This window comes from Moraxella sp. CTOTU47724 (assembly GCF_032014955.1).
In the GTDB taxonomy this organism is placed as follows: domain Bacteria; phylum Pseudomonadota; class Gammaproteobacteria; order Pseudomonadales; family Moraxellaceae; genus Faucicola; species Faucicola tetraodonis.
The window spans coordinates 1-10,832 of sequence record NZ_DALZSV010000068.1 but is presented as its reverse complement, the minus strand read 5'-3'; the positions used below and the strand labels follow the sequence as shown (position 1 = coordinate 10,832).

14 protein-coding genes and 2 tRNA genes are annotated in these 10,832 nt (G+C 40.9%); 11 read left to right on the top strand and 5 right to left on the bottom strand.

Annotated elements, in window-relative coordinates; all coding sequences use genetic code 11:
- The coding region (locus tag RTR63_RS10590) for an RNA-guided endonuclease InsQ/TnpB family protein (RefSeq protein ID WP_312524147.1) at positions 1-308 on the top strand (308 nt) is incomplete at its 5' end.
- 102 nt (positions 309-410) lie between these two features.
- Here the strand turns inward: RTR63_RS10590 and RTR63_RS10585 are convergent.
- Together RTR63_RS10585 and RTR63_RS10580 are read right to left on the bottom strand one after the other, a co-directional pair.
- The gene (locus tag RTR63_RS10585) at positions 411-1,220 is read right to left on the bottom strand and encodes a DNA-methyltransferase (protein ID WP_312524146.1); all 810 of its coding nucleotides are present in this window, start codon (positions 1,218-1,220) and stop codon (positions 411-413) included.
- Positions 1,217-1,432: a hypothetical protein gene (locus RTR63_RS10580; protein WP_036596632.1), complete on the bottom strand. Its 216-nt coding sequence runs from the start codon at positions 1,430-1,432 to the stop codon at positions 1,217-1,219. The genes RTR63_RS10585 and RTR63_RS10580 overlap by 4 nt, the downstream gene beginning before the upstream one ends.
- 66 nt (positions 1,433-1,498) lie before the next feature.
- Here RTR63_RS10580 and RTR63_RS10575 point away from each other — a divergent pair, with 66 nt between their 5' ends.
- Together RTR63_RS10575 and RTR63_RS10570 are read left to right on the top strand one after the other, a co-directional pair.
- Positions 1,499-1,711: a helix-turn-helix domain-containing protein gene (locus tag RTR63_RS10575; RefSeq protein ID WP_312524145.1), complete on the top strand. Its 213-nt coding sequence runs from the start codon at positions 1,499-1,501 to the stop codon at positions 1,709-1,711.
- A gap of 9 nt (positions 1,712-1,720) precedes the next feature.
- Positions 1,721-2,269 (top strand): hypothetical protein, encoded by a 549-nt coding sequence (locus RTR63_RS10570; RefSeq protein ID WP_309575482.1) that lies wholly within the window; start codon positions 1,721-1,723, stop codon positions 2,267-2,269.
- Here the strand turns inward: RTR63_RS10570 and RTR63_RS10565 are convergent.
- Together RTR63_RS10565 and RTR63_RS10560 are read right to left on the bottom strand one after the other, a co-directional pair.
- Entirely contained in the window at positions 2,261-3,148 is an 888-nt protein-coding gene (locus RTR63_RS10565) for a type II restriction endonuclease (RefSeq protein ID WP_312524141.1), read from the bottom strand. The genes RTR63_RS10570 and RTR63_RS10565 overlap by 9 nt on opposite strands.
- A gap of 2 nt (positions 3,149-3,150) precedes the next feature.
- Complete coding sequence (locus tag RTR63_RS10560) at positions 3,151-4,041, bottom strand: DNA adenine methylase (RefSeq protein WP_144918227.1); 891 nt, start codon at positions 4,039-4,041, stop codon at positions 3,151-3,153.
- Positions 4,042-4,170: 129 nt separating this feature from the next.
- Here RTR63_RS10560 and ispE point away from each other — a divergent pair, with 129 nt between their 5' ends.
- The 7 genes from ispE to panD all read left to right on the top strand — a co-directional run bounded on the left by ispE (position 4,171) and on the right by panD (position 8,658).
- Positions 4,171-5,076, top strand: coding sequence for a 4-(cytidine 5'-diphospho)-2-C-methyl-D-erythritol kinase (gene ispE / locus RTR63_RS10555; protein WP_409418214.1), 906 nt, complete (start codon positions 4,171-4,173; stop codon positions 5,074-5,076).
- A gap of 99 nt (positions 5,077-5,175) precedes the next feature.
- A tRNA-Gln gene (locus RTR63_RS10550) sits at positions 5,176-5,251 on the top strand.
- 123 nt (positions 5,252-5,374) lie between these two features.
- Positions 5,375-5,450, top strand: a tRNA-Gln gene (locus RTR63_RS10545).
- A 128-nt stretch (positions 5,451-5,578) separates the two neighbouring features.
- Positions 5,579-6,529: a ribose-phosphate pyrophosphokinase gene (locus RTR63_RS10540; RefSeq protein WP_095356733.1), complete on the top strand. Its 951-nt coding sequence runs from the start codon at positions 5,579-5,581 to the stop codon at positions 6,527-6,529.
- Between the two features lie 189 nt (positions 6,530-6,718).
- The gene (locus RTR63_RS10535) at positions 6,719-7,444 is read left to right on the top strand and encodes a 50S ribosomal protein L25/general stress protein Ctc (RefSeq protein WP_007117245.1); all 726 of its coding nucleotides are present in this window, start codon (positions 6,719-6,721) and stop codon (positions 7,442-7,444) included.
- 37 nt (positions 7,445-7,481) lie between these two features.
- Positions 7,482-8,069 carry an aminoacyl-tRNA hydrolase gene (gene pth / locus RTR63_RS10530; RefSeq protein ID WP_312524136.1) on the top strand — a complete coding sequence of 196 codons (588 nt, stop codon included), beginning with the start codon at positions 7,482-7,484 and terminating at the stop codon, positions 8,067-8,069.
- Between the two features lie 208 nt (positions 8,070-8,277).
- On the top strand, positions 8,278-8,658 hold the full coding sequence (panD, locus tag RTR63_RS10525; RefSeq protein ID WP_036589204.1) for an aspartate 1-decarboxylase: 381 nt from the start codon (positions 8,278-8,280) through the stop codon (positions 8,656-8,658).
- 306 nt (positions 8,659-8,964) lie between these two features.
- Here panD and RTR63_RS10520 read toward each other — a convergent pair whose 3' ends face one another.
- A complete protein-coding gene (locus RTR63_RS10520; protein ID WP_076775005.1) occupies positions 8,965-9,591 on the bottom strand; it encodes a superoxide dismutase in 627 nt (208 codons plus the stop codon).
- Between the two features lie 539 nt (positions 9,592-10,130).
- Here RTR63_RS10520 and rdgB point away from each other — a divergent pair.
- Positions 10,131-10,781 (top strand): RdgB/HAM1 family non-canonical purine NTP pyrophosphatase, encoded by a 651-nt coding sequence (gene rdgB / locus RTR63_RS10515; RefSeq protein ID WP_065254098.1) that lies wholly within the window; start codon positions 10,131-10,133, stop codon positions 10,779-10,781.
- Positions 10,782-10,832: the final 51 nt, after the last annotated feature.

The following is a 10,832-nucleotide window of genomic DNA, read 5'->3' as shown; positions in this document are numbered from 1 at the left end:
ACAACAAAAAAGGCAAACTAGCCAAATCGGTTTACGATGCAGGTTGGTTTGAACTCAAAAGGCAACTGACCTACAAATGCGAGAACGCAGGTTGCCGTTTTGAAATCGTGAATGAACGATACACGACCCAGCGATGTTCGTGTTGTGGTGACATCACCGACAATAGTCCGAAAGGTAGAACATCGCTTGGAATAAGAGAATGGACTTGTGCTTCGTGTGGCACATGGCATGATAGAGATATTAATGCCAGTAAAAACATTCTTGCGGTCGGGCTTGACCGTCTTGCAGAAGAAATCCCCGAACGATAGGGAGGGGAGGAAGTCAACAGTATATGTGGTATGCCGATATGGCACTGGCTGCCTTGGCTGCTGTGCTCAATCTGCCGATTCAAGAGCCGAAAATAATGAAAGCTATAAGCTAATCTGTTGTTTTACTCTCTCTTTAAAATATTGGCGTGATTTTTCATCCAACCCAAGATAGCGATTTTTGCTTAAGGTTAAAAAATTACTATCTTGGTCAACTCCGATAAATCTTCTACCAAATAAATTGGCAGCAATACCTGTTGTCGATGAGCCTGTAAATGGGTCAAGCACGACATCATTAGCTTTAGTAGACGCCAAAACAATCCTTGACAACAATCCTAACGGTTTTTGCGTAGGATGTTTGCCAAATTGCTTTTCCCAACTTGATACCGCAGGGAGTCGCCAAACGTCTTTCATTTGTTTGTCACCATTGAGCGACTTCATTAATTCATAATTAAAGTAATGTGGAATCTTTGGATTTTTTCTTGCCCAGATTATCCATTCAGTTGAATAGGTGAAATAGCGACAAGAAAAATTTGGCGGTGGATTGGGTTTTTCCCAAGTTATCATGTTTAAGATTTTAAAATTGAGTTGTGATAATACTCGCCCTAGCGTAAAAATATTGTGGTGGGTTCCACTCATCCAAATCGTGCCATTATCTGCCAACATTCGCTTTGCTTGGCTTAGCCAATCATAAGTAAAAATATAGACTTCATTATCATCACTAAATTTATCCCATTCGCCCTTATTGACAGATTGCACCATGCCATTTTTTACCGTTAACCCGTCATTGGATAAAAAATAGGGCGGGTCGGCAAAAATCATATTGATAGATTTATCATGGATAGTTGGTAGGATGTGCAAACTATCGCCTTGCAACAACGTAAAGTCCTGCGATTGTGATTGATAAAAAATCATTCCATCATATCCGCAATAAAGTGCAACATTGACGCGATATCATAACTCCCTTCTAAAAAACCCATATTTTCACAACCATCAGGAATGAAAACCGTCTGGTTTTCTAATCGACTATCCAAGCTAAGCATTCGCAAGGTATTCACAATTTTGCCTTTGATACCTTCATCCGCTAGCCATTCACAATCATCATTGAACTTGTAAGCAACATGCATGTCAATAATCCCAAAATAACACTTATTGTGTGTAGTTAATTTTAATCAATCAGTGAGAATAACGCAATGGAAAATGACATTTTAATCAAGTTTGGGCAAAAAATTCGCCAACTGCGTAAAGCTAAAAACCTCAGTCAAGAGCAGTTAGCAGAACTGACAGGGTTTCATCGTAACTATATTGGGATGGTCGAACGTGGCGAGCGAAATCCTGCACTAATCAATATTGAGATTTTTGCTAACGCGTTTGATTTGTCGCTTAGTGAATTATTTGATTTTTAGGAGTATTTAGTGACCGTTAATCTTCATCAACCACGTTTGGTTATACCAGATAATTTGAATACACGTAAGGAAATTAGAGATTTTGTAGTAATGACTTTTCTTGAAGAGCTAGCAGGGGATGAAACACGAACAGAAAGATATGAATATTTTGTTGAAGAATGTGTTTCTAGAAATATCTATATTGCTAGACAAACTAATTTAAATAAAGGTATGGATTTTAGAGTAATGTTTAAGGATATTTATTTTCAAGGTGCTAATAGAAGAACTCGAAATCCTTCACACGAACATATTTTTCATGAGCTTTTAATGAAAAAAAACTCAGATCCTAATGTTTATAATACAAATATTATTCCTGCAATCCACAACATCTATAATTGTGTACCCTCTACCCATATACAGTCGTTTCTAAGAACTATTAACGTCAACGTTGGACTATTAACTATTGAAGAAACTTGTTTAGCCTTGAAGTGGTTGTTCATAGAGCAAGATATAACTTATTGGGGGTATTCAGGTAGAGCTAAGTTATTCAATGCACTTGTAAATCAAGGTTTAGCTTAGAACTATTTTTTCAAGAAAATCATCTTTTAACATTTCGATATTAAGCAAAATATTGTTGCGTTCAAAATAGTCTTTTAATGGATTTTTAGTTTTCAGCCAACCTTTCCCATCAGTCACCCAAATAAAAGTAACCTCTTGAGCCTGCCAAAAGCGGCTCATTTCGATATATTCAGTTGCGGTGGATTTTAACTTTGAGCCACCACCGCCATAAAAATTGCACTCGATAAAAAATAACTGCGCATCTTTTTTGATTACAAAATCGATGATTCTCGAAGATTTATCAACAGCAATATCGATGCCCCAAACTTCTTTAATCTTTTTGGCGTTGGCTTGAGCCAAATAAGCTAAATTATGTTCATGACAAAATATGGCGACAAAGGATTCAACGAGTTTTTCCATCGATGTACCACCACGATTTTTTCGACCGTTGGAATCAAGTCCAACTTCTACACCAATACAATAGTCAGGGATACTTTTAATTTGCTTGGTTTTGATCAATTCCGCAAAACCACTCTCAATCAAGAGATTTACCACATCGTGAATTTTTTCATCTGTGACTTCTTTTAAATTGAAGTCAAAATTTTTATAAATAAAAGCCGTGCTATCAATCAAAACTTCAACTGATTTATCTCGAATTGCCAAAAGAGTGGGTACTGTCTTAATTGTCTTCGGATAAGTCTTAAGAATATCGAACAATGCCGCTTCGATATCTTCTTTACCAATGGCAGTGTTTAACAAATTCAGCTCTTTTTCGATTGGGGTAATATTTTTAAACACCTTTCCCCAGTTCACAAAATAATCAAACTGAGTGATACCTTTTAAATTTAGTGTCTCAATGAACTTCTCAAAATGTTCATCTGCAAACAATTGACTATCCATAATTAATAATTCCGTATTAACAATTCATTGACGGCTTGACGACTGGTTGATTTTGCCCCAATAGCACGATTAGCGGTTACTCGCTCTATATTAAAATCTTGATAAAGATTATCAAAAAAATCATCATACTTGCTGTGCGTCGTTGGGTCGGAATTACTTAATAAAAACTGATGTCCCAATTTATCAATTTTTTGGCAAAACCCATGCAGCCGACGTTGCTCACTGTCATCAAAAACTTGATGAGAATAAGCAGTAAAACTTGCTGTTTCGCTAATCGGGCGATAAGGTGGATCAAGATAAAACCAGCAAGGTAAGTCGTTTGGTAGCGCTTTAATCGTTTGCTCGTAGTCACCCTGTAAAATCACGACTTTTTGCAACGCGTCAGAGACTGCAAGTAATAATGCTTTATCCAAAAAAATCGGTCTTTTATAACTACCTATTGGCACATTAAACTGATTTTTTTTATTAACTCGATATAGCCCATTAAAACTGGATTTATTCAAAAATATAAATAAACTGGCTTGCTTCACTGGATCAAGATTTCTTTGATTGAAACTTGCACGTTTAGCATAAAAATAAGGCGTTTTTGCATCTTTATCTAACAACTTATCATAATCTCTTTGCAAGTTATCTAACTCAATCATTAATTGTTGAACATCTGCCTTGATAACCTGATAGACATTTATTAGATCTTCATTAAAGTCATTAATAATAAGTTTTTTTAAATATTTTAAGTTAGATAATGCCCAAAAACTGACCGCACCCCCACCCAGAAATGGCTCAATCATGCAGAAATCTTGATTGGCTGTATAATTTGGCAAACGTGCTTGTATATCACCGATGAGTTGTGATTTACCGCCAGCCCATTTTAGAAAAGGTTTAAGTTGAGACATTTTTTAAATTTGAACATCGAATCAAAAAGGATAGGCATTATAGCACAGCCGATTTTTATCCTTTCAATGAACTTCAATGCAAATTGATGTGTTAGAATTTTAAGCAAACCTGTGACTCATTATAAAAATATGCCGACCCTTACCCAACAATCCCCTGCCAAAATCAATTTATTTTTACATATTACCGGTAAACGCCCCGACGGCTATCATAATCTACAAACCGTATTTCGGCTGATAGATTTGTACGATACACTCACTTTTAGCCATACGGATAAAACCATTGGCGACAACTTACCCGTCACCCTGACCAATGCCGAGCACGTCACCGACACCCCTGCCGACAATCTGATTGTTAAAGCGGCCATTGCCTTATTAGCCTTTGCCAAAAATCATCAAATCTTGAGTGACTCGCAAATCGCCCAATTACCGATTGTTGATATTCACCTCGATAAAAACATTCCGATGGGGGCAGGTTTGGGCGGGGGTTCGTCTAATTGTGCGACAGCCCTGATGACGCTCAATACCCTATGGCAACTGGGATTGAGCAATGAGCAGCTACGCCTCATTGGCGCAAAACTGGGCGCGGATGTACCAATATTTATTTTTGGCAAAGATTCCATTGCTGAAGGCATTGGCGAGATTTTAACGCCGATTGACTTGCCTGCGCAGCAATTTTTATTGTTAAAACCCGATGCCCATATCAGCACGGCTGAACTTTTTGCCCATCCGCTGCTAAAACGGGACTGTGCAAGCCTTTCTCATCACTATTTGCAAAGCCATTGCCATGCCTTTACCAATGAGTTAACCGATGGCTTTACCAATGTTTTTGAACCTGTGGTATGTGCCTTATCTGCAGACGTCAACGCCGCGATGAAGGTTTTAAGGACGCTTGCCACCAACACCCACACCACACCGCGCATGACGGGCTCAGGGAGCTGTGTGTTTTTGCCAGTACCTAGCGATTTTGATAAAAACACCATCAAACACTGGCTACAATCATCACCTTTTCACGCGTATTGGGTGCATACGCTGTAACAAAATTTTGGAAAATCAACGATTGCAAAAATTTTGGTGTTTATGCCCAAAAAAAGCTTGCAATTTTATGTTTTTTGGTTAAAATATCGCTTCCAATACAGGGGTATCGCCAAGTTGGTAAGGCACCAGGTTTTGATCCTGGCATCCGTTGGTTCGAGTCCAGCTACCCCTGCCATATTTAAAGATGTACAGATTTTCTTGTGCATCACGTAGTAAAAATTTTGTCATAAAATCTGCGCTGTTCAAGACATTTTACATTGACAAAATCGCCTAAAATCGGTATAGTTCGCACCGTCACAGGGGTATCGCCAAGTTGGTAAGGCACCAGGTTTTGATCCTGGCATTCGTTGGTTCGAGTCCAGCTACCCCTGCCATTTTCTTTACTAACCCATTTTTAGTAGTTGACGTAATGACGTTTTTCTCATCCTAATTGTAAAAGTTAGTTGATGAGTTTTTTTTGTTTGATGAAACCGTCGTTTGTCTAGAAAAATAGGACTCGCATATGCCTTATTTGGCGATTTTTACCGGAAATGCCCATCCAGAATTGGCAAAAAATGTCACCAATCACTTACATATTCCGTTAGGACGTGCCGATGTGACGCGTTTTTCGGATGGTGAAGTCGCGGTTGAAATCCAAGAGAATGTACGTGGTAAAGACGTCTTTATCCTACAATCAACTTGCTCACCGACCAATGACAATTTGATGGAAATCATGGTAATGGCAGATGCCTTGCGCCGTGCCAGTGCAGGTCGTATTACGGCAGTGATGCCCTATTTTGGTTATGCGCGTCAAGACCGTCGTCCTCGCTCAGCGCGTGTACCTATCTCAGCAAAAGTGGTCGCTGATATGCTCAATATTGTGAGCATTGACCGTGTGGTTACCGTGGATTTGCACTCAGACCAGATTCAAGGTTTCTTTGATATCCCTGTAGACAATATTTACGGTACGCCGGTTTTATTTAAAGATTTGCGTGAGCAAAAATACGATAACTTGATGGTGGTATCCCCTGACGTGGGCGGTGTGGTGCGTGCCCGTGCAATGGCAAAACAGTTAGGCGATGCCGACATGGCAATTATCGATAAACGCCGCGCCAAAGCCAACGAATCAGAAGTCATGCATATCATCGGTGATGTTAAAGACCGTGATTGCGTGATTATTGATGATATGGTGGATACCGCAGGTACCCTGTGCAAAGCCGCTGCCGCATTAAAAGAACGTGGCGCGCGCCGGGTGGTGGGTTACATCACTCACCCAGTATTGTCAGGTAAAGCAATCCAAACAATTGCCGCGTCAGTGCTTGATGAGCTTGTCGTAACCGATACCATTCCACTGTCAGATGCCGCAAAAAACACAGGCAAAATTCGCCAAGTGACCATTGCACCTATGCTGGCTGAAGCGCTACGTCGTATCAACAATGAAGAATCATTGAGTGCGATGTTTGATATTATATAAGTTTTGCCATTTTTTAAAAAAGTGGCGCATAACGCATAAATTGGTCGCAAATTTATGCTTTTTTTCACTCGCTAGTCACTTGCCAATCTTTTTAACTAAAGCTTTGTAAGTAGAGCTTTGTAAGTAAAGGCAAAAAGCCAAGTCATACTGACAAGGCACCCATGACTAGCCTAACCCAAGGAAACTCCCATGAGTAACCAAACTTTTGAATTAAACGCTGTTGTACGTGGCGACGAGTTACAAGGTAAAGGTGCGAGCCGCCGCCTTCGTAAACAAAACCTAGTACCAGCAATCGTATACGGTGCGGACAAAGAGCCAGCCTCTATTGCTATCCGTTACAATGAATTGATTAAATCACTTGAAACAGAAAGTTTCTTCTCTCACATTTTGACCATCAACGTAGAAGGTCAAGGTACGGAAGAAGTGGTGATTAAAGCACTACAACGTCATCCAGCTAAAAACACCCCAATGCACGCTGACTTCCAACGTATCGTCCGTGGTCAAGCGATGCACATCACTGTTCCTGTACACTATGTAGGCGCTGAAGATGCACCAGGTCATAAAGCAGGCGGTATCTTTGTATCAAATGCCACTGAACTTGAAATCACTGCCATTCCTTCAAAAATCCCAGAATACTTGACAGTAGATGTATCTGGCATGAACGTCGGTGATTCGATTCACTTGTTAGATATCCAGTTACCTGAAGGCGTTGCCATTCGTGAGCTTGAAGTGACTGAACCGTTTAACCGTACTGTGGCTACTATGCAAGCGCCAACAGTAGAAGTTGAAGAGCCAATCGAGCCAGAAGCAAATGAAGAAGCTGCCGGTACTCGTGATCCTGAAGGTGACGAAGAAGCACGTAAGCTTCAAGCACAAGATGACACCCATGATGCCCCAAAATCTGATGATGAATAATCATTTGTCATTTGCCGCTTAAGTTGGAATAATCAGCGTGTCAAAACTTAAACTGATTGTCGGACTTGGCAACCCAGGTCAGCAGTATGCCCAAACACGGCATAATGCTGGCTTTTGGTTTGTGGAGCGTATGAGCGAGACGTTTAACATCACCATGACGTTGGATAAAAAATTTCATGGTTTGGTTGGACGTGGCGTAGTGTATGGCATGGATATACGCTTATTGTTACCGCATACTTTTATGAATAAATCAGGGGAAGCGGTGGTGCCGATGGTGAGTTTTTATGGCATCCACAATGACGAACTGCTGATTGTTCATGATGAGCTTGACCTTGATGTGGGTCGTATGCGCTTAAAAACAGGCGGTGGTCATGGCGGTCATAATGGACTGCGTGATATCGTGCCGCATATCGGCGCGGATTTTCACCGTTTACGTTTGGGGATTGGTCATCCAGGACATAAGTCCAAAGTATCGGGTTATGTGCTTGGCAAACCGACCGCTGATGAGCAAATCGCATTTGACAGTATGCTAGATGCTGCCATGCGTACCCTGCCCGACTTGGTGACAGGTGACTTAGCCAAAGCCCAGCAAGCCATCAATAGTTTTAAACTACCTCATGCCTAACCAAAGGACAAGATTGATAAATCTTAGGGTCTATCCTTGAACTTTTATTTTCCTTCCATATATTGATTGCAAGATGGATGAATTTCTCACCTTAGATTTCAATCATGTTTAAATTTTATCGAGTTGGTTAATAGCCTCTCATGACTAGCCTGCTCACTTTTACCACAATGACGCGCATCGCGTTAACCTGACAAGGTAAGGAACGATCATGTTATTAACCCTATTAAAAGCCAAACTTCACCGCGCGCGTGTGACCCATTGTGAACTTCACTACGAAGGCTCATGTGGCATTGATAGCGAGTTACTCGACTTGGCGGGTATCCGTGAGAACGAATCAATCGACATTTACAATGTCAACAATGGTAAACGCTTTCGCACCTATGCGATTCGTGCAGAAGCAGGCTCAAAAATGATTTCGCTCAACGGAGCAGCCGCTCACATGGCGGATTTAGGCGATGTAGTGATTATCGCTGCTTACGCGCAAATGGATGAGAAAGAAGCCGACAACCATCATCCACGCTTGGTTTACCTTGATGAAGGTAATATCGTTAAAGACACTGCCAACGTGATTCCTGTGCAAGTTTCTTAACACAGCTTTATCGCCACCAAAAATTTGCGAATAAATTAGGCGAGGCATTGAATACTCGCCTTTTTGTTGTCTACATTTTTTATCTTTAGACAATGCGTTTGGCTGATAAGTAGATTGATGGGTTTAAGCGTAGATTTTACCTTACCCGTTTGCTTTCGATAGGTCAGGTAGCATCCGTGGCCAGGTAGCGGAAAGTCGAATAAAGAATTAACAAAATTTCACTTTTAGTGTCCGTTAATAAAAAAGCCGAAATTGATTCGGCTTTTTTTAAACGATTAAAGGACTTAAAAAAGCAAAGATAGATGATTATTTCTCTACGCCAGCTGGTTGACCTTTGTATTTGGCGTTTGCGTAATCCCAGTTAACCAGTTTATCTAGGAAAGTATCAACGTAGTCTGGACGACGATTACGGTAGTCGATGTAGTAAGCATGCTCCCACACGTCACAAGTCAATACCGCAACTTGGTTATGGGCTAATGGGGTGTCTGCGTTTGCCGTTTTGGTGATTGATAATTGACCACCAACGCTGTCAGCCACTAACCATGCCCAACCTGAACCAAATTGGCTTACGGCCGCGTTTTTGAATTCTTCACGGAATTTTGCATAAGAACCAAATGCTTCTTCGATTTTGGCTTTTAGATCACCCGTTGGCTCACCGCCACCATTGGCTGTCAAGCAGTTCCAGTAGAAAGTATGGTTCCAAACTTGTGCGGCTTGGTTAAAGATGGTCGCTTTGCTGCTATCACCTGCGGTGGCTTTGATGATTTCATCAAGCTCTTTACCTTCAAGACCTGAACCTGGTAGTAGCTCATTTAGTTTGTTGACATACGCTGCATGGTGTTTGTCATGGTGAAATTCTAGGGTCTCTGCGCTGATATGTGGCTCAAGCGCGTTTTTGGCGTATGGTAAATCTGGTAATGTAATGTGTGACATGTTATTTTCCTTTTTCCTTCGCTATTGTTGTGATGACTTTATGATAAAAGTAACCACATGCCATTTGTATGATAAAAGCTTTGTATTAAAAGCGCATATATCAAAACCATATCCAAAATGGCAAGTTGGCTGGGTTGATGTTATTTAGTTTATGTTATTTATCTATGCTTCATCAAGCTTTATCAAGGGTTAAAACCACTCACTAATTTTGCTATCGTTAGCTTTGTTTATTAACCTTGCTATCATTAGCCTTGATAATATCCTCATAACACATGGGTTATTTTGCCATAAAAATTGGCAGAATTTAACCGTTTCTATAGTGGGGATTTATTATCTTGTGGGGTAAAAATCAATGAGTGCATGCTAATAAGCTGATTTTTAACCCGTTACTTGCTATTTGATGATAGCAAATTATTCAAAAAAAACTGTAGTGGTTTGGTATAAGGCTTTTACAATGTGAGTATTTGCAGCGCGAGCCACTGTTAACTATGCTATGATAAGGTCAAGTTTTTTATGCAAAATACACACAGTGGGTCTGTATGTCAGTTTCTATCCTTAATCAACTATTTCCTACCCGCCAGTTAGTCCTCGCCAGTAATAACCAAGGCAAACTCGCGGAATTCAAGCAATTATTTGAACAAGCCAATCTTGAGATTACAGTCACCCCGCAAGGGCAATTGGGCATCGAGGACGCAGTCGAAGATGGACTGAGCTTTATTGAAAATGCGCTGATTAAAGCCCGGCATGCCAGCCGTATTAGCGGACTGCCTGCGATTGCTGATGATTCGGGTTTATGTGTACCTATCTTGGGCGGTCAACCTGGGATTTATTCTGCGCGTTTTGCCCAAGATGAAGCCAGCTTTAGCCAGCATAAAGACTTAGCCAACAACCAAAAATTATTGCGGCTGCTTGAACCCCACAGACACGCGAATGAACCGATTATCGGGCAGTTTGTTTGCGTGTTGGCACTCGTGCGCCATGCCGATGACCCACTACCCATCATTGCACAAGGGATTTGGCAAGGTGAAATCTTGCCCGCCCCGCAAGGTGAGCTTGGTTTTGGTTATGACCCGCTATTTTGGGTGCCAAGCGTACAAAAAAGCGCTGCCGAGATGCAAAAGAGCGATAAAAACCGCATCAGTCATCGCGGGCAAGCGATGCAGCAACTGCTAATGCAATTGATGAAGTAAAGTAGTGAAATTGATAAAGTAAAGGTTTTCAACTCACGCTCTTGCAGATAG